Source organism: Embleya sp. NPDC056575 (genome assembly GCF_042793325.1).
In the GTDB taxonomy this organism is placed as follows: Bacteria; Actinomycetota; Actinomycetes; order Streptomycetales; family Streptomycetaceae; genus Embleya.
In genome coordinates this window covers 1-18,722 of sequence record NZ_JBHTVA010000066.1, presented here as the reverse complement: position 1 = coordinate 18,722, position 18,722 = coordinate 1, and the positions used below count along the sequence as shown (strand labels likewise).

Sequence of the window (18,722 nt, the reverse complement as noted above, 5' to 3'; positions counted from 1 at the left end):
CGGGCTCCTCGCTTGGGGGCGGCAGGGGTGGGACGCGCCGACCGGAACCGACCCTCGTGGGTGTCGGTTCCGGCACGATCGCGGGGCCCGAACGGTCAGTTGATGCCGAACTCGGTGCACTTGGCGGCGTAGGCGCCGGTGCACAGGGTGTCCTTGGTGACGTAGCCGTCGGCGACGACGTCCTTGACGTTCTCCTTGTAGATCGCCAGCGGCTCCAGGAGTACGGACGGCACGTCGCGCTTGCCCTCGGGGTCGCGCACGGTGGCGGGCACGCTGGGCTTTTGGCCCTTGGCCAGCGCCACGGCCAGGCCGGAGACCGCGTCGGCCTCCTTCTTGATCGCCTTGTAGACGGTCATGCACTGGTCGCCGACCAGGATGTTCTGCAGCGCGGTGGTCTCCGCGTCCTGCCCGGTGACCGGGACCCGGCCGTTGAGCTTTTGCTTCTTCAGGATCGAGATCGCCGCGTTGCCCAGGCCGTCGTTGGCGGCCACCACGCCCGAGATGTTCGGCGACTGGGTGAGCATCTGCTCGAACATGTTGGCGCCCTCGGTGTTGTTCCAGTCCGGAACGGCCTGGTCCGGGCCCTTCACGTACTCGCCCGAGTCGAACTTCGGCTTGAGCACCCCGTCGTAGCCCTGCTTGAGCAGCGTCGCGTTGTTGTCGGTGGCCGAGCCGTTGAGCATCGCGATGGTGGGCTTTTGCGCACCGGCGGCGGACAGGCACTTCTCGATGCCCTGGCCCATCAGCGTGCCGACCTTCACGTTGTCGAAGCTGACGTAGTACTGGGCGCTGCCGCCCAGGGTCAGCCGGTCGTAGTCGATGGTCGCCACACCCTGCGACTTCGCCTTGTCCAGTACGGCCTTCCCGGTGCCGCTGTCCAGGTTGACGATGATCAGGACGGTGGCGCCGTTGGTGATCATCTGGTCGGCGAGGGTCTGGAACTGGGACTTGTCGCCCTGGGCGTTCTGGATGTCGTAGTCGACGCCGGCGGCCTTGAACGCCTCCGTCAGGTACTTGCGGTCGTTGGTCTCCCAGCGACCCGAGGTCTTGCTGTCCGGGAGGATCACGCCGATCTTCGCCTTCTTGCCGTTGCCGCCGGGGGCATCGGACGCACCGGCGGCACCGGAGGACCCGGACCCGGAGCCGGAGGTGTCCGAACAGGCGGACAGGGTGCCGGCGGCGACCAGCACACAGGCGGAGACGGACACGAGGAACCTCTTGCGCATGGTGGATCCCTTCGGGCACGCGCCGGTGGGGCCGGCGGGGGACGTGATGGCGTCACGGGGTGGTGCGGCGTGCGGAGTTGTGCGCAGGGGTGAGCGGCCGACAGTCGGGCGGCGACCGCGCCGTAAATGTTGTGGGCGACAACGTAATAGCCGCACGGGGTGTCCGCCAGACCTCACGTGGGAGGAAATTAAGTTCCGAGCCACAACTTAGGGACGTGGAGGGCGCGTTCGTAGGCCCCGGCCTGGGCATTCGGGCAGGGGAGGCAACTTTTCGCGGCGTCGGTGGTGGGGGCGTGCGGGCGCGGCGATGTGGTGTGGGGCGGTTCCGTGGCCGGCGGCACCGGTTGGTCGGCGGTGTCGGGGCGGCGGGGATCGCCCGGTTGAGTCGGGGCTACCACGCCCGGGCCGGCGGCCGGTGGCGAGGCGCCCGGCGAAGAGGGCGTGGACGGTGTCGTGCGAAGAGCGACGGCGTCACGCCGAGAAGGGCCGGGACGAACTACCCGGCCGGGATCGGCACGGGTTCGAAGATCGGCGTACGCGCGCCGGACCGGCTTGCGCGCGGCGATCGTGCGGTGAACCGGCGACCGGCCGGCGAGTCCGTCGCCTGGGCGGACACCCGTCGCAGTGTCCCGCCCGGGGCCCGATCCGCCGGGGGGGCGCCTCGACCACAACCGCCGAAGCCGACCGCGCACCGCCGTGCGGCGTGCGCGGACTCGGGGCGGCGGCGCGGTGCGGTCGTCGTCGCGTCGGGTGGGGTCGAATCGGGACGAGCGCCAAGGGTCGTCGGGCGACCGCAACGGCACCGCGCGCCGCGCCTGGACCTGGATCTCCACGTAGGCGTCGTTCGCCGTTCCGTGCAGGGCCTCGTCATAGGCGGACATGGCGGCGCGAATCGCCGCGCCGCCGGTGCCCCTGCGGCGTACGCGGGCGGTGAGCCACAGGCACACACCCACCGCGGCGGCGAGGCTGCCGGCGACCATCGCGAATCCCACCAGCCCGCCCATGGCACCGACCCTGAGGCGTGTCGCGCCGCCCGTACGGGAGACGGGGGTTCGGGTCGCCTCGAAGTCGCGCGGAAAGTTCGTGCGCGGGGCGTCGAGAACCCGGGGGCGGCTCCGACTTCCCGGTGACGACAACGAAACGACCACCCGAGGAGATCGCCATGGCCCAGACCGTCACCCATCCCGCCGCCCAGGACCGTTCGACCCCGTCTTTCGTCTCGACTCGGCCGGTGTGGCTGGTCAGCGTGGCCGCCGGGGCGGTCGCGGCGGTCGCCACCGAGGTGTACGGGCTGATCGCACGCGGGCTCGGTACGCCGATGCGGGCCGGGAACGTCGGCGCGGCGACGGCGGAGCCGATCACCGTGGGGATGTTCGCCATGGGCGTGGCGGTGTCCATGAGCGTCGGCACGCTGCTGGCCGTGCTGATCGCGCGCCGAGCGGCCCGTCCGGCGCGGACGTACCCGCGCACCACCATCGCCCTGACCGCGCTGTCCATGATCAGCCCGATCCTGGCCGGCGACACCGCGATCTCGACCAAGCTCATGTTGTGCGGCGCCCACCTGGTGGCCGCGGCCGTCGTCGTCCCGACCGTCACCCGCCGCCTGGCGGACGCCGACCGCACCCCCCGAGCCTGAACCCGGGGGGCGGCGGCACCCGGGATGCGGCGTGGCCGTCAGTCGTCGAAGGAGGCGAGATACGTGGCGGCCATGTCCTTGTCGCCGTGGCCCTGTTCGGAGGCGCGGTGGAGGCGTTCGGCGCCGGCCGCGACGACGTCCACGCGCACGCCCGCGTGCTCCGCGGCCTGCAGGACCAGTCGGGCGTCCTTCTCCGCGTTGTCCACGGTGAAGGACGGGGTGTACTCGCCCGCGAGGATGGCGCCGCCCTTCAGGTGGAAGTACGGGTTGTCCAGCGGGCCGCCGGTGATCGCGTCGAAGACCAGCTTCGGGTCCACATCCAGGCCCTTGGCCAGCGCCAGCGTCTCGCCCACGCCGTGGGTCAGTGCCAGGACCCAGGTGTTCAGGACGAGCTTGAGCCGGCTCGCGGTGCCGGACGTACCGTCCTCGCCCACCCACATGGTGCGCTGTCCGATGGTGTCGAACAGCGGCCGCACCCGGTCCCGAATCCCCGGTTCGCCCGCCGCCAGGATCACCAGCTTGCCCTGCTCTGCCGGTCCGCGGGTGCCCTGGACGGGGGCGTCCACGAGGAACAGGCCCTGGGCGCGGGCGAATTCGGCCAGCTCGTCGAACGCGTCCACGCCGACCGTGCTGACCTGCACCCACGTCGTGCCCTTGCGCAGGCCCGGGGCCGCGGCGCGCATCGCGTCGAGCACGCGCGGGCCGTCGTTGAGCGCGGTGAGCACGAAGTCGGCACCGGTGACCGCGTCGGCCGGGGTCTCGGCCGCGGTCACCCCGTCGGCGACCAGCGCCGCCGCCTTCTCCGGACTGCGGTTCCAGGCCCGGACGGCGAACCCGGCGCGCGCCAGGTTTCGGGCGAGGGCGGCGCCGATGATGCCGACGCCCAGCACGGCGATGGTCGGGCGGGTGTTCGTCATGGGTGCTCTCCCCGTGGGGTGGTTCGAAAATCTTCGTACCCCGGTACCGTAGACACCGACGGCATACGCCGGCAACCGGGATCGGACCGAGGAGTGGGATTCGGGATGCCTGTTCAGATGCCCCACCCGTCACTCGACGAGGTGGCGCTGAGCGCGGTCTTCGCCGCGTTGTCCGACGACCACCGACGCGGCGTGGTGGTCGCACTGGCCGCCGATCCGGATCGCGAACTGCCGTGCACGGCGCTGTCCGTACCCGGCTCGAAGTCCACCCGGTCGTACCACTGGAAGGTGCTGCGGGAAGCCGGCCTGATCGTCCAGCGCAACACCGGCACGGGCATGACCCTGCGCCTGCGCGCGGACGAATTCAACGCCCGCTTCCCTGGCCTCCTACCCAACCTCCTCCACCTCGAAGGCATCACCCCCACCAGCCCCGCACCTGAAGACCCCACACCTGCCGGTCCCACCGAGCCAAACCCCCAGCCCTGATCACGGCCCAGCCCCGGCCTCCACAAACCCCGGCCCCTCGACACCGCCGCGCCGGCCCGCCTCGCGCCCGCCTCGCGCTTCGCGTCCCGTGGGCTGTTCCGTTGGTGTGCGGGTCCTCGGTATGGTCCGAATATGGGTGAATCGAGTGGTGTGGTCGGCGTGGTCGAGGTCGACGGGGTGCGGCTGGTCCATGAGGTTTGGGGGGATCCCGCGGCTCCGCCGGTCGTGTTGTTGCACGCGCTCGGGGAGGACGCCGGGGACTGGGATCGGATAGCGCGCCGCCTGGCCGACACCTGGCGGGTGTACGTCGTCGAACTGCGCGGACACGGGCGCAGCGACCGGCCCGGCAGCTACTCGCTCGAACTCATGCGAGACGACCTCCTCGGCTGCCTGGACGCGCTGGGCCTGGCTCGGGTGGACCTGATCGGCCATTCGATGGGGGGCATCGTGGCCTATCTCTTCGCCCAGGAACACCCGGACCGGATAAGGCGGTTGGTCCTGGAGGACGTCTCCGTCCCGGTGCCGCGCGAGGCGGTCGCGCCGGTGCGGCCGGAGGGCGAACTCGGCTTCGACTGGGACATGGTGATCGCCATCCGCAAGCAGATCGACAATCCCGACCCCGCCTGGTGGGACCGCCTCGGCCTGATCACCGCCCCCACCCTCGTCGTCGGCGGCGGATCGGGCAGCCACATCCCCCAGGAGCGCATCGCCGAATGGAGTCGCCGCCTCCCCGACGTGCGCGTCGTCACCATCCCGGTCGGCCACCTGGTGCACGCCGCCGAACCGCACGCGTTCACCGAGGTGGTCCGGTCCTTCCTCGCCGCCCCGGACGCCCGCCGCCCGGCGCCCTGAACCCCCGGGCGCCCCGACCCCCCGAACGCCGCCTCGCGCTACGCGCCGAACCGCAGCGGTTCGTCGGTCTCCAGCACCGTCTTGAGGTTGGACAGGATCATCGGCCACCCTTCCCGAATGCTCGCCAACATCTCCGAGCCGGGCGCGAACCCGTCGTGCAGGACGCGCAGCGCGACCGCCTCGCCGACCGGCACCAGATCGAACGCGACCTTGGACACCGGCTCCCGCCGACGCTCGGCCAACTGCTCCGCGCTCCACCCGAACATCTCCGCGATCTCGGGTTCGTAGTTGTGCCAGGTGTACGCCAGCCGTCGTGGCGGCTCGGCCTCCAGGACCACCTGGCCGGCGTCGCGCGGGGCCGTCCGGGGCGAGAGCGACCAGCGTACGGTCGAACCGACGGCCCAGTCCGACTCCGGCCCGGAGCCGTCGAACCAGCGCTCGATCTCGGCCCGTTCGGTGAGCGCGCGCCACAACACCTCGGGGGTGGCGCGGATGTAGATGACGTAGTCGAACTGCGTGTCGGACACGGAGCCTTCTCCCAGGTGGGGCGGCATCGGTCGCGGACGTGACCGGATGCCCGGGGGATCGCCTGCGTTCCACTATCCGCCGGCGCGCCCCGCGACGTCGGCACCCTGCTGCCGCGCCACGCCGAAGCACTTTGCCGAACCACCCGGGAGTGGTCCGATCGGCCGATCGAACCGCGCGGGGGACGAGCACGCCGCAGGACGTAGGCGAGTGCGGTCACCGACTGCGCCCGAAGGGTGATGCGCCGGAGCGGGGCAGCGGCCAGTGTTCGGGGTATGCCCGCTTTCTCACTGCTTCGCAGACTGCTGCCACCGGCGCTCGCGCTGGTGTTGCCGATCGCGGTGGCCATGCCCGCCGCCGCCTCGCCCCCGCCCGCGCGGACCGTGCTCGCCGCCGATTCCGTGCCGGGCGGACCGCGTACCTCGCTGCCGCACCCGACCGGGCCCTACGGGGTCGGCCGACAATCCCTCCACCTGGTCGACCCGAGTCGCACGGATCCGTGGGTGCCCGAGGCGGGGGCGCGTGAACTGATGGTCGGGATGTACTACCCGGCCCGCCGCGGGACCGGCACGCCCACGCGCTACGCCACGGTCGACGAGGCGCGGCTGATGTTGGCCGACATCGGGATGGCAGACGTGTTCCCCGCGGAGGTGTTGAGCACGACCGCCACCGACGTGCGGGCCGACGCCCGCCCCGCGCCCGGCCGGTATCCGCTGGTGGTGCTCTCCCCGGGATTCGGCTATTCCGTGTTCACCCTCACCGGCCTCGCCGAGGATCTGGCGAGTCGGGGCTACGTGGTGGCCGCGATCGACCACGCGTACGAGTCGGTGGGCACCGCGTTCCCCGGCGGCCGAATGCTCACCTGCGTGGCCTGTACGAAGGTGCGTACCGAGGAGGACTTCGTCGCGGCCACCTCCGGCCGGGGCCGGGACATGTCGTTCGTGGTGGACCGCCTCACCGGGGCCGACCCGGCCTGGCGGTACGCCGACCTCATCGACCGGCACCGGATCGGCGCGGCGGGCCACTCGATCGGCGGCGCGGGGGCGGCGGCGGCGATGGCCGGCGACACCCGGATCCGGGCGGGCGTGAACATGGACGGCGCCTTCCACTCCGCCGTGCCCGAAACCGGCCTGGGCAAACGGCCGTTCCTGCTCTTCGGCACCGACGACGAGACCCATCGGCCGGGCGGCGACGACTCGAGCTGGGACCAGGCGTGGACCCGACTGGACGGCTGGAAGCGGTGGTTGACCGTGGCGAACGCCACCCACTTCAGCTTCAGCGACTTCCCCGTCTTCCTGGACCAACTCGGCCTGCCCGGCGGCGGATCGCCGACGACTTTGCCGGGCGCACGGGGGCTGGACCTGACCCGTACCTACCTTGCCGCCTTCGTCGACCGCCACCTGAGGCACCTGCCCCGACCGCTGCTCGACGGCCCGACGCCCGCGAACCCGGAGATCCGGTTCAACAACCCCTGACCGGCGACCCCGACGGACGACCCGCGACCCGTGAACGAGGATGGCCCGGCGGCGTCGCGTGGTCGCCGCCGGGCTCGGGAGGCATCGACCGAAAGGGGGTCGATCGATGCCGGGCACGGTTCTTCCTCGGGTGGGATCCGGACGGACCCCGAAGGGGGTTCAGCCGGTGAAACCCTTGAAGAGATTGGTGAATTCGTAGGGCGACTGGCTGATGCTGCTGCACGTCGCGGAGACTCCGCCGCCCGGGCAGGAGCCGTTGTCCCGACCCACCGACCAAAACGCCAGTCGGCCGATGTGGTTGGTGTTGGCCCAGGAGACCAGCTTGCTCGCGTCCGACTGGACGAAGATCTTGCCGTTGAAGTTGCGGCCGATCATCGGCGTGACCGCGAGCATGCCCCGGAGTTCGGCGTCGGACTTGGCGGGCCAGATCTCCTTCATCTGACGCAGCGTCGATTCCGCGGCGGCGATCACCGCGTCGCCCCACACCGGGCGCGACGTGCCGAACTCCATCGCCATCGGGTTGACGATGTCGACCCGAACCCCGTTGTCCCGCGCGCTCTTCAGCAGGTCCACGCCCAGCGCCGGGGTCAGACCGTAGTCGTCGCCCTGGACCATCAGCGTGAAGCTCACCGTGGTGGTCGGCCGATCCCGCTGCACCTTCGCCAGAGCCTTGTTCATCGTGTCGATCGGAATGGACGCCTCGATGTCGATGTCGAGGTGCTTGGCGCCCAGCGTGTCGATCACCTTGGTGTACGCGGCGGCGAGCGCGTCGGCGCTGCCGCAGGACGCCTCCAGGTAGGGGCCGGCCGCGCCGCCGAAGGCGACCACGATGTCGCCGCCCTGGGCCCGAAGTGCCGCGATCTGATCGACGATTCGCGGCTCGTCGAGGGCGATCGTGCCACCCCACTTGGGGTCGCAGCCGCTGTTGCTGCCCAGGACGAAGGCGAGCGTGAACAACTTCTGGCCGGTGGCCGCGGCCACGTCGGTCAGGGTGGGGGTGGGCGCGGTGATGTCGATGTACGGGACGCTGCGCACCGAGCCCGCGGGCGGATTGCCGCCGCCCGTCGTGGTGGTGCCGATCAGCTCGGGGGTGAACGGGGACACGTTGCCCGACGCGTCCTTCGCCCGGACCTTGATCCGGTACGCGGTGTCCGGGGTGAGCCCGGTCAGCGTCGCGCCGGGGCCGGCCGTGTCGGCGCGGGCGACGCCGTCGACGTACACGTCGTAGCCGGTGACCCGGTCGTTGTCGGTGGACGCGGTCCAGGCCAGGGTCAACGACGAGGAACCGGCCGCGGACACCCGCAGGTTCGTCGGTGTGCTCGGCGGGGTGGTGTCCGGCGTGGCCGGTCCGGTGCACGGGTTGCCGTTGAGCTTGCAGCCGGTGGGGGTTCCGGGCCCGGCGCCGAGAAAGCCGAACGTGGTCGAGGCGCCCGGTGCGAGGGTGCCGTTGTACTCGCGGTTGGTGAACACGTAGTGGCCGCCGCTGCCGGAACCGCTTTGCAGCGCGTCCCAGTAGGAGCCGACCGTGGTGCCGGCGGGCAGGTCGAACTCGACCTTCCAACCGGTGAGCGTGCCGGTGCCCTGGTTGCGCACGGTGTACTGCCCGGTGAAGCCGGAGCCCCAGTCGGACGCCTTGACGAACGTCGCCTCGGGGGAGGCGGCGTGTGCGGCGCCGGCGGGCAGGATCACCAACGCGATGGGGGCGACAACGGTGACGGCGACGGCGCGGGCGAGTGCGCGCAGCCGGCGCCGAGCCGGTCCGGTGGATGTGGAACGGACCCTGGCGGGACGGGAGTTGCCGGGCCGGGCGGCGCCGGATCGGGGATCGCGGCGCGGGGAGGGGGACGGGGCGGGGAACTCAGGGTTCATCGAGCCGGCTCCTGGACACGTCTGGGACACGAGTCGGGGGACGAGGGTGTTGCGCGATCCGCCGTGCGTGCGCCGCCGGTTGGCGCACTCCACCGCTCGCGGCCGGGCGGTGTGCCGGATCGTACTGCGTTTCGAGATGTGTCTGGTGCAATGGTCTATACCAACCTGGGTCTCGTCCATAGGGTCGCGGGCACTTTTTCGGTGCGCCCGGCAAGTATTGGCAAGGCCGCTGTGGATCGCGGAAAATTTTTCCTCGGCACAATGACGACACATCTGATGCTCCGTCAGAAACAAGGTCTCGCAGGCCGGACGGACTTTTCCCGGGCTTTTGCAACGCCTCGGTTGGGGAGTAATGAACCCTCGACGGCACGATCGAATCGGAAAGACCCGCTCCGCGCTCTTGCGCGACCGGACGAGCACGACGAATCTGTGTAGCGCCGCAGTCATTGGTCTATACCTGTCCCGCCGGACCGCAGGCGGCGGCACCCGTACGCCGGAATACCGGGATCCGTCGCGGCCACCTCGGATCCCCGTCCCACCCGCGCCGACCGTCCCACCAGTGCCGACAGGTCCCAACCGCGCCGACCGTCCCACCCGCGTTCGAGGGCTCCCGTATGACGTCCATGCGGCCTTCGTGCGTCCCCGCTATCGGCAACTCCCTTACCCGGAGGGCTTGATGAAGTCTCCCCGCAAGGTCGCGGCATTCGCCGCGGCCTGCTGCCTGGCACCCTTGACGATCGCCGCGCTGGCCACCGGAACCGCACAGGCGCACGGCACACTCAGCAACCCGCTCAGCCGTACCGGCACGTGTCGCGCCGAGAACCCGGAGAACCCGACGTCCGCCGCGTGCAAGGCCGCGGTGGCCATCGGCGGCACGCAGCCGGTGTACGACTGGAACGAGGTCAACCTCGCGGACGTCGCCGGTCGGCACCACCAGCTGATCCCCGACGGCAAGTTGTGCAGCGCCGGGCGGGACAAGTACAAGGGCTTCGACCAGGCCCGCGCCGACTGGCCCGCGACCGCGGTCTCCCCCGGCAGCACCTTCAACTTCCTGTTCCGGGCCACCTCCCCGCACCGCGGCACGTTCCAGTTCTTCGTGACCCGCGACGGCTACGACCCCACCGTGCCGCTGCGTTGGTCCGACCTGGAGGCCACGCCGTTCCTGACCCAGACCGATCCGCCGCTGGACAACGGCTCGTTCGTGATGAACGGCCGGATGCCGCAGGGCAAGAGCGGGCGCCACCTGGTCTATGTGATCTACCAACGCTCCGACAGCCCCGAGGCGTTCTACTCCTGCTCGGACGTGGTCTTCGGCGCCGCCGCCGCACCGGCCGCCGCCGAGCGGGTGACGGCGGCGACCGCCCCGCTCGCGCACGAGACCGGCGCGCCGTACATCGAACCCGCCGGGCGCACCCACGAGAGCATCCACGAGGCCCCGGTGGCCGCGGCAGTGCCGGACCCGGGCCCGGCGGGCGTGCCGCGCGCGGCCACGGTCGGCGCGGCCGGCGCGGGTGCGTTGATCGTCGTCGGCGGCGGCGCCGTCGTGCTGACCAACCGGCGTAGGGAGGCCCGCGCCCGGCGCTGAACCCGCGCCCGGCGCCCCACAGATGCCACCTCCGGTCCGGACGAAGTCGTCGGGCCCGACCAACCCGACGACCGCCGCCGGGCCGGAGGTGGGCCAAACCACGCCCGCCGCGCCGCCCCCCACGTCCCCGGGGGGCCGGCACCCCTCCTCGCACCGGCCCGTCCCGGGGCCGGCCCCTCCGCACCACCCGATCCCTCCACCCGATCCGCCGGCGCGGCCGTCCCCGCCGCGCCGGCCCGAAGCACCCCGCGTGGCCCGTCCCGACCGCGCGACGCCCGACCGAACACCCGTCCCCCGGACCGGTCCTCCCGCGGCTCCACCCCTCCGCGCCGACCCCGCACCCACCGTCCCGCCCCGCACGTGCTCCGCAAGTCCCTTTCTCGTCCTCAGAAAGCGGGAGTACCCATGCGACGACCAAGTCCGCTCCGCACCCTGGCGACCGTGGTGGCCACCGCCGCCGCGTCGCTGGGCCTCGTGCTGACCTCGGGCGGCGCCGCGAACGCCGCCGCGGAAACCACGCCGACCACCGCGCGGACGGCGGCAGCGGCGCCCGCCACGGTCGGACAGGCGGGCGCGCAGGCCGCCACACCGCTGCCCACCCGCGTGTTCGCGCCGTACTTCGAGGCGTGGACGGGGGAGAACCCGGCGACGCTGTCCGCCCAGTCCGGCGCGAAGTACCTGACCATGGCCTTCATCCAGACCCCGAGCAAGGGCTCGTGTACGCCGTATTGGAACGGCGACACCGGAATGCCCATCGCCCAGTCCACGTTCGGCGCGGACATCGCCAGGATTCGCGCGGCCGGCGGCGACGTGATCCCGTCGTTCGGCGGCTACACCGCGGACAACACCGGCACCGAGATCGCGGACAGTTGCACCAACGTCAACTCCATCGCGACGGCGATCGAGAACGTGATCTCCACCTACGACATCAGCCGCATCTGCCTCGACATCGAGGACAACTCGCTGACCAACACGGCCGGCATCGACCGCCGCAACAAGGCGCTCAAGCAGGTCCAGGCGTGGGCGGCGAGCAACAACCGTTCGCTGCAGATCCAGTACACCCTGCCGACCACGACCTCGGGCCTGGCCGACAGCGGTTTGGCGGTGTTGCGGAACGCGGTGAGCAACGGCACCAAGGTCGACGTCGTCAACATCATGACGTTCGACTACTACGACAACCAGCCGCACCAGATGGCCAACGACGCGAAGAGCGCCGCGACCGGCCTGAAGAACCAACTCGGCCAGCTGTACCCGAACAAGACCCAGGCCGAACTGTGGGCCATGGTCGGCGTCACCGTGATGCCGGGCGTGGACGACTTCGGCGCCGCCGAGACGTTCACCACGGCGGACGCGGTCACCGTCGTCGACTGGGCCAAGACGCAGGGGATCAGCACCCTGTCGATGTGGGCCCTCCAGCGCGACAACGGCTCCTGTCCGGGGGGTACGGCGCAGGACAACTGCTCCGGAATCCCGCAGGAGCAATGGCAGTTCACCCACACCTTCGCGCCGTTCACCGGCGGCGGCGGACCGGTCACCAACGACTTCGCGCTCACCCTGAACCCGACCACCGGCTCGGTCGCGCTCGGCGGCACGACGTCGTCGACGATCACCACCGCGGTCACCCAGGGCAACGCGCAGAACGTCGCGCTCGGCGTCACCGGCGCTCCCAGCGGGGTGAACGTGTCCGTCACCCCGAGTACGGTCACCGCGGGCGGATCCGCGACGCTGAACGTCAGCGCCTCCGCGACGGCGACCCCGGGCACCTACCCGCTCACCGTCACCGGCGTCGGCGCGTCCGCGACGCACAGCGCGACCTACTCGCTGACCGTCACCTCCGGGCCGGTCACCAACGACTTCACCCTGTTCGCCGGTCCCGCGTCGGGCACCGTCACGCAGGGCGGCGGCACCTCGTCGACGCTCACCACCGGGATCGCCGCCGGCGCGGCGGAAACCATCGCACTGACGGTGTCCGGCACCGGCAACGGCCTCAACGCCACGGTCACCCCGGCCTCGGTCACCACCGGCGGATCCGCGACGCTGAACATCTCCACCACCGCGGCCCTGCTCCCCGGCACCTATCCGATCACCGTCACCGGCACCAGCCCGTCGGCCACGCACAGCACGGTGTACACGCTCACCGTCAACGGCTCCTCCGGCGGCCTGCTCAACGCCGACCTGGAAAGCGGTTCGCTCGCTCCATGGACCTGCCAGCCCGGCGGCGCGGTGGTCTCCACGCCCACGCACGGCGGCACGCACGCCCTGGAGGTCGCGGCCGGCGCGGCGCAGACCGGGGAATGCAAGCAGACCCTGCAACTCGCCCCCAACTCGACCCACACCCTCACCGCCTGGGTTCGCGGCAACTACGCCTACCTGGGCGTGAGCGGGGGCGCGACGGGCAGCACCTGGGCCTCGCCCGGGACCACGTGGGCCAAGCTGACCGTGCCGTTCACGGTCGGCGCGTCCGGCAGCGTGACGGTCTACCTGCACGGCTGGTACGGGCAGGGATCGGTCTACGGCGACGACTTCGCGATCAGCTGAGGCCACGGTGCCGGGGCGGCGCCGTGCATCCCGCCGGATGCACGGGACCCCCCGACACCGCCGCGATCGCCCCCGAAGCCCGGACGCCGGCTCGCGACCCCACCGCGAGCCGGCGCCCGGTTGCCGTATGTCAGGCGCGGATCGTGGGCGGGGCGGCGCCGGTGCCGCCGGGCCCCGCCGGGCCGCCTGCGCTGCCTCGCCCCGAGCAGGACGTCCGATCCCCCGGGCGGGGTGGCGCCCTGCCCGGGCCCGCCGACCAGTCCGCCCGGCCCTGCCCGGAGGGCGCCGCGCCCTGCCGGATGAGCGGCGCCGGCGCGGGTTGGTTCCCGCCGATCGTGGTTTCCGGTGCGGTGTACTTCCCGCTCGCCCGGGTACGGGTGCGGGCGGGCCGAGCGGGCCCGGCGGCGGCGCCGGTCGGTCGGGGCGCGAACCCTTCCCGGCCGGCCGTCGTGGCAGGTCGCACACGGTTTGGTTTGCCAGTTCGTGCCGTTGCGCGCGACCCGCCCGGCAGTCGGCTCGGAACGGCCTAACCTGAACCGCTGATCGAGCGCCGGCCGCATCGTCCGAGAACCGCCAGGGGGCCGACATGGCACGCAATACCCACCCGCGACCAACCCGCTGCACCGGCGCCGGGAGGCGCCGATGACCGCCTCCACCCAGCTCCGCCCGGCGGTTCCGCTGCACCGCCTCGAGGTGCCCGCGCCGAGCGTCCTGCCGTTCGCCGTCGGCTCGTTCGACAGCATCGGCCCGTTGTCCCGGGCCGACTTCCCGCACCGGCACACGTTCTACGAGATCGCCATTGTCACCGGCGGTCGCGGTACCCACGTATTGGATCTGGTGCCCCGGTCGGTGTCTCCGCCGCAGCTGTTCTTCATCGCCCCCGGCCAGGTGCACTTCTGGCATCGCATGCACGAACTCACCGGCTGGGTCGTGCTGTTCAACGACGACTTCCTGTTCGCCCACCCCGAGGACCGGGACATCGTCCGCGACCTGGCCGGCTGTCCGCGGCTGCGGCCCACGCCGGAGGCCGCGCCCGGACTGCTGGGCGTGGTCGCCGAGTTGCGCCGCGAATACGCCGAACAGGGCGTGGGATTCATCCCGGTACTCCAGGCGTACCTGCATGTGCTGATCCTGCGTGCGGCCCGACTGGCGATATGGGACGGCCCCGACTCCCGGCGGGACGCGGGGCGGTCGGATCCGGGACAGCCCGATCCGGGGCCGACCGCGGCGCTCGCGCAGCGCTTCGCCCGGCTCCTGGACGGCCCGCCGGATCCGGATCCGGTCGAGCGTACGGTCGGTGCGTACGCCGATCGCCTCGGCGTCTCGGTGGGCCATCTCAACCACGCGGTGAAGACCGCCACCGGGCGCACCCCCGGCCGGATCATCCGCCAGGCGCAGGTGGTGGAGGCCAAACGGCTGCTCGCCGGCAGTGATCTGACAGTGCGTCAAGTCGCGGACAGGGTGGGTTTCGCGGACCCCGCGTACTTCTGCCGGTTCTTTCGTCGGGAGACCGGGAGCACCCCGGGGGAGTATCGCCGCGAGATCAACGCGAAGCACCACGAGAGCCGTGCTTTGTCCATCGACGCCCGCAACCGGCGAGCATAGGTTCAGACCAATCGCGAGCGGGCGGATCGATTCGTCGACGCTGCCCGCCCGTCCCCTCGCCGAGGAGGTCGCCATGGACCCCGAGATCACCGATCAGGAAGAGCCCGCCGCGCGCGGCATCACCCGCAAGAATCTGCTCAAGGCGGCGCTGATCGCCGCTCCGCTGCCGCTGCTGATCGGCGGCGTGCCCGCGCTGGCCCGGGCGCAGCGCGACAGTGGCGGGCCGTTGGCCCCGACGCCGTTCTGCCACGACGGCGACGCGCCCACGATCGACCAGACCGAAGGGCCGTACTTCAAGCCCAACTCCCCGGAGCGGTCGGTGCTCACCGGCGCCGGCACGCCGCTGGTGGTGTCCGGCTTCGTGTTCAACCGTGCGTGTCAGCCACTGGCCAACGTGCTGCTCGACTTCTGGCAGGCGGACACCAACGGCGAGTACGACAACGTCGGATACACCTTCCGCGGCCACCAGTTCACCAACGCGCAGGGCGCGTACAAGTTGACCACGGTGGTACCGGGCCTGTACCCGGGCCGTACCCGGCACCTGCACGTGAAGGTCCAGGCGCCCAACCGGGGGATCCTGACCACGCAGACCTACTTCCCGGGCGAGCCGCGCAACAACACCGACACGATCTTCGACGCGCGGCTGTTGATGAACGTACGCAACGGCAATCCCGGCAAGGAGGCGACCTTCGACTTCGTCCTCAACATCGCCGGGGTCCCCCCGACGAGCCAGCCGCCCACGAGCCAGCCGCCGACGAGCGAGCCGCCGACGAACCCGCCGGGTGGCACCTGGCGGGCGGGCACCAACTACGCCGCCGGCGCCACGGTGTCCTACGGCGGTCAGAACTACCGCTGCCTGCAAGGGCATACGGCAATTTCGGGATGGGAGCCGCCGAACGTGCCGGCTCTGTGGCAGCGGATCTGATCGACATCGCCGGGGGAGGCGAGTCGATCACGGGCCCCGGCGGTGCCACCCGCCGGGGCCCGGCGTTCGTGGGCGCCGTCGTCGGGCGCGACCGCGCGAATCGTGGGGCCCGCGTGGTCGGTGGGAACGGCTGGGTCGCCGCCCGGCCGACCCGGTCGGCCGGTCGGGTCGGTCGGGTCGGTCGGGTCGTTTCGATCGGTCGCGCCGGTTCGATCGGTGTGGACTCCTTGGGGCGTGCGCGACCGTTCAGCCCGCGATGGTGAGTTGCATCAGGGCCTTGGCGGTGTGCATGCGGTTTTCCGACTGGTCGAACACCCGGCTGCGCGGGCCCTCGAAGACCTCGTCCGCGACCTCGCGGAGGTCGGGACGGGCCCGCGCGGTCTCGGTCTCCAGGTCGTGGAACGCGGGCAGGCAGTGCAGGTAGACGGTGTCGGCACGGCCGGTGCGGGCCATCAGCTCGGGCGTGACCTTCAGGTCGCGCAGCAGCTCGATACGACGGTCGGTCTCCCCCTCCTCACCCATGGACACCCACACGTCGCCGTACACCGCGGCGGAGCCGGTCAGCGCCTCCCCCGGCGACGCGGTGACGGTGATCGAGGCTCCCGACGACTCGGCTCCGGCGAGCAGTTCCACGATCGACGCGGGGTCCGGGTGCAGCGGCTCCGGGGCCAGGACGCGCAGGTCGAGGCCGAGCTTGACGGCGGCGACGGCCAGCGTCCGGGCCACGTTGTTGCGGCCGTCGCCGACGTACGTGACGGGCAGGCCGCGGAGTTCGCCGAAGTTCTCGCGCAGCGTGAGCAGGTCGGCGAGCACCTGGGTCGGATGGTAGGTGTCGCACAGTCCGTTCCACACCGGCACCCCCGCGTGCGCGGCGAACTCGGCGACGGTCGTATGCTCGAAGCCACGGAACATCACCCCGTCGAAGACCCGCCCGAACACCCGGGCGATGTCGCGCACGGACTCCTTGATCCCGAACCGGATGTCCTCGCGACCGAAGATCTCCGGATGCGCACCGGACTGCGTCGCCGCGACGACGAACGAGACGCGAGTGCGGCACGAGGGCTTGAGAAATATCAACGCGATATTGCGCCCCGCCAACACCGGCACCCGCTCCCCGAACGCGGCCCGCTCCTTCAGATCCCCGGCCCGATCCAGCAACTCACCGATCTCTGCGGCGTTCACGTCCAGGAGCGAGAGCAGGTTGCGGCCCTTGAGGGTGGAAAACCCCATGGATGACCTCGATTCGATGGTCTGATGAAGATGCATGAATATGCCTGATGCAGCATCATCATGCACGATCGAGCTCGGAATCGGCGGCCCATTTTCCGGCAGCCACCACTCGGTGCCGGGTGCCGGGTGCCGGGTGCCGGTGTCCGGCGTGCCCGGTGCCCGGCGGGAGCGAAAACCCGGTGGAAGTGCCGTGATCGGGGCTGGTAGCTTCGCCCCCGTGTGCAACCCCGAGTCGGACAGACGACGGCCGCCGGTGAGCCGGTGGCCGAGCCCCTGTCGATGAGCTGAAGCCGCGTGGCCGCAATGGCCGCGGGCGTCCTCGGACATGGCCGCCACCGGTGTCGCCGGTGTCGAGTCGTGAGGTAATCCATCGGACGTCCATGGGGTTTCGTCATGCCATTCGCCGTATATGTGCTCGGGCTCGCGGTCTTTGCCCAAGGCACCTCGGAGTTCATGCTCTCCGGCCTGCTCTCGGGCATCGCCGACGATCTGCACGTGTCCATTCCCACCGCCGGACTGCTCACCTCGGCGTTCGCCGTCGGGATGGTGGTGGGCGCGCCCACGATGGCGCTGGTCGGCCGCCGACAACCACGCCGCCGCGCACTGCTGTTCTTCCTGTGCGTGTTCATCGCCGCGCACGTCGTGGGCGCGCTCACCCCGAACTACCCGGTCCTGCTGGCCACTCGCGTATTCGGCGCACTGGCCAACGCCGGCTTCTGGGCGGTTGCCCTGGTGACCGCGATCGACCTGGTCCGACCCGAGCAACGGGCCCGCGCCACCTCGGTGGTGGTCGGCGGCGTCACCATCGCCTGCGTGGTCGGCGTACCGGCCGGCGCGCTCCTGGGCGACCGGTGGGGCTGGCGCGCGGCGTTCTGGGCGGTGGCCCTGGTGTCGCTGCCTGCCGTACTCGCCATCGCCCGAACCATCCCGAACCACGCACCACCGGCGCACCCGGACCCGTCGGCAAACACCCGTCGCGAACTGCGCGCCCTGCTCACCCGGCCGCTGCTGTCGACCCTGTCGGTGATGGCCCTCGTCCAGGGCGCCACCTTCTGCGCGTTCTCCTACTTCGAGCCGGTGATCACCGAGGTCACCGGCCTGGCCGACGGCTGGGTCCCGATCGCCCTCGCCCTGTTCGGAGTCGGCTCGTTCGTCGGCGTCACCATCGCGGGCCGCATCGTCGACCGACGCCCGACCCAGGTGATCGGATGGGGGATGGCGGCTTCGGCCGTCGGATGGACCCTGTTCGCGTACACAGCGGGCACCCCGTGGGCGGCGATCACCCTGGTCGCAATCCAGGGCACGCTCGCCTTCGCGACCGGAACGGCTCTGATCGCCCGCGTACTTCGCCTCTCCCAGGACACCTCCGGCCTGTCCGGCGCCCTGGCCACCTCCGCCTTCAACATCGGCGGCACCCTGGGCCCCTGGCTGGGCGGCCTGACGATCGACGCCGACCTCGGCTACCGAGCCCCCCTCGCAACCAGCGCAGCCCTCATGGTCCTGGCCCTGACGGTGGCAGCAACAACCCACCGCCACCGGACCCCCAGTACCCACCAACTCCCCAAGCCCACCAAACACATCTGACCCAACCCCGGCCACCCGACATCCGAAGCCGAACCCACCGAAAGCCTCCCCGAGCGGGCGGGGCGTTTCCGGACGGGCGTCGCGTATGGGGTTGCGGTTGCGGGTGGCCGGTGCGGGGCCGGTCAGAGTCGGTGGTGGGCCGCCGCCGGCGCGCGGGGCTCCGATGCTGAGGGCTCCCGACGAGACGGGTGCGTTGGTCGGCGAAAACCGACCGGCAGCGGCGGGGCGGGAGGGGGGCTCGGGTCGAGTCTGCCGGGGTGCCTTCCGGA

14 protein-coding genes are annotated in these 18,722 nt (G+C 71.5%); 9 read left to right on the top strand and 5 right to left on the bottom strand.

Annotated features, from left to right (window positions below):
- Positions 1-95 precede the first annotated feature (95 nt).
- Positions 96-1,226 carry a sugar ABC transporter substrate-binding protein gene (locus ACFRCG_RS37475; RefSeq protein ID WP_380039910.1) on the bottom strand — a complete coding sequence of 377 codons (1,131 nt, stop codon included), beginning with the start codon at positions 1,224-1,226 and terminating at the stop codon, positions 96-98.
- A gap of 1,162 nt (positions 1,227-2,388) precedes the next feature.
- Between ACFRCG_RS37475 and ACFRCG_RS37470 the strand changes: the two genes are divergently transcribed.
- Complete coding sequence (locus ACFRCG_RS37470; protein ID WP_380039908.1) at positions 2,389-2,862, top strand: DUF6069 family protein; 474 nt, start codon at positions 2,389-2,391, stop codon at positions 2,860-2,862.
- A 38-nt stretch (positions 2,863-2,900) separates the two neighbouring features.
- Here the strand turns inward: ACFRCG_RS37470 and ACFRCG_RS37465 are convergent, their stop codons facing one another.
- Positions 2,901-3,779: an NAD(P)-dependent oxidoreductase gene (locus ACFRCG_RS37465; protein WP_380039906.1), complete on the bottom strand. Its 879-nt coding sequence runs from the start codon at positions 3,777-3,779 to the stop codon at positions 2,901-2,903.
- 105 nt (positions 3,780-3,884) lie between these two features.
- On the opposite strand from ACFRCG_RS37465, the gene ACFRCG_RS37460 reads away from it, so the two are divergent.
- Entirely contained in the window at positions 3,885-4,265 is a 381-nt protein-coding gene (locus tag ACFRCG_RS37460) for an ArsR/SmtB family transcription factor (protein ID WP_380039904.1), read from the top strand.
- 132 nt (positions 4,266-4,397) lie between these two features.
- Positions 4,398-5,117 (top strand): alpha/beta fold hydrolase, encoded by a 720-nt coding sequence (locus ACFRCG_RS37455; RefSeq protein ID WP_380039902.1) that lies wholly within the window; start codon positions 4,398-4,400, stop codon positions 5,115-5,117.
- A gap of 38 nt (positions 5,118-5,155) precedes the next feature.
- On the opposite strand, the gene ACFRCG_RS37450 is transcribed toward ACFRCG_RS37455, so the two are convergent.
- Positions 5,156-5,644: an SRPBCC family protein gene (locus ACFRCG_RS37450; protein ID WP_380039900.1), complete on the bottom strand. Its 489-nt coding sequence runs from the start codon at positions 5,642-5,644 to the stop codon at positions 5,156-5,158.
- A gap of 273 nt (positions 5,645-5,917) precedes the next feature.
- Between ACFRCG_RS37450 and ACFRCG_RS37445 the strand changes: the two genes are divergently transcribed.
- Positions 5,918-7,117: an alpha/beta hydrolase family protein gene (locus ACFRCG_RS37445; RefSeq protein ID WP_380039898.1), complete on the top strand. Its 1,200-nt coding sequence runs from the start codon at positions 5,918-5,920 to the stop codon at positions 7,115-7,117.
- A gap of 159 nt (positions 7,118-7,276) precedes the next feature.
- On the opposite strand, the gene ACFRCG_RS37440 is transcribed toward ACFRCG_RS37445, so the two are convergent.
- Positions 7,277-8,986, bottom strand: coding sequence for a cellulose binding domain-containing protein (locus ACFRCG_RS37440; RefSeq protein ID WP_380039896.1), 1,710 nt, complete (start codon positions 8,984-8,986; stop codon positions 7,277-7,279).
- 676 nt (positions 8,987-9,662) lie between these two features.
- Between ACFRCG_RS37440 and ACFRCG_RS37435 the strand changes: the two genes are divergently transcribed.
- The 4 genes from ACFRCG_RS37435 (at position 9,663) to ACFRCG_RS37420 (ending at position 15,639) form a co-directional block, all read left to right on the top strand.
- Positions 9,663-10,571: a lytic polysaccharide monooxygenase gene (locus tag ACFRCG_RS37435; protein ID WP_380039894.1), complete on the top strand. Its 909-nt coding sequence runs from the start codon at positions 9,663-9,665 to the stop codon at positions 10,569-10,571.
- A 405-nt stretch (positions 10,572-10,976) separates the two neighbouring features.
- Positions 10,977-13,109, top strand: a complete 2,133-nt coding sequence (locus tag ACFRCG_RS37430; RefSeq protein WP_380039892.1) for a glycosyl hydrolase family 18 protein — start codon at positions 10,977-10,979, stop codon at positions 13,107-13,109.
- Positions 13,110-13,751: 642 nt separating this feature from the next.
- On the top strand, positions 13,752-14,714 hold the full coding sequence (locus ACFRCG_RS37425) for a helix-turn-helix domain-containing protein (protein WP_380039890.1): 963 nt from the start codon (positions 13,752-13,754) through the stop codon (positions 14,712-14,714).
- Between the two features lie 73 nt (positions 14,715-14,787).
- On the top strand, positions 14,788-15,639 hold the full coding sequence (locus ACFRCG_RS37420) for a carbohydrate-binding protein (protein ID WP_380039888.1): 852 nt from the start codon (positions 14,788-14,790) through the stop codon (positions 15,637-15,639).
- Between the two features lie 246 nt (positions 15,640-15,885).
- Here the strand turns inward: ACFRCG_RS37420 and argF are convergent, their stop codons facing one another.
- The gene (argF, locus tag ACFRCG_RS37415) at positions 15,886-16,869 is read right to left on the bottom strand and encodes an ornithine carbamoyltransferase (protein ID WP_380039886.1); all 984 of its coding nucleotides are present in this window, start codon (positions 16,867-16,869) and stop codon (positions 15,886-15,888) included.
- A gap of 393 nt (positions 16,870-17,262) precedes the next feature.
- On the opposite strand from argF, the gene ACFRCG_RS37410 reads away from it, so the two are divergent.
- The gene (locus ACFRCG_RS37410; RefSeq protein WP_380039884.1) at positions 17,263-18,453 is read left to right on the top strand and encodes a Cmx/CmrA family chloramphenicol efflux MFS transporter; all 1,191 of its coding nucleotides are present in this window, start codon (positions 17,263-17,265) and stop codon (positions 18,451-18,453) included.
- Positions 18,454-18,722 lie beyond the last annotated feature (269 nt).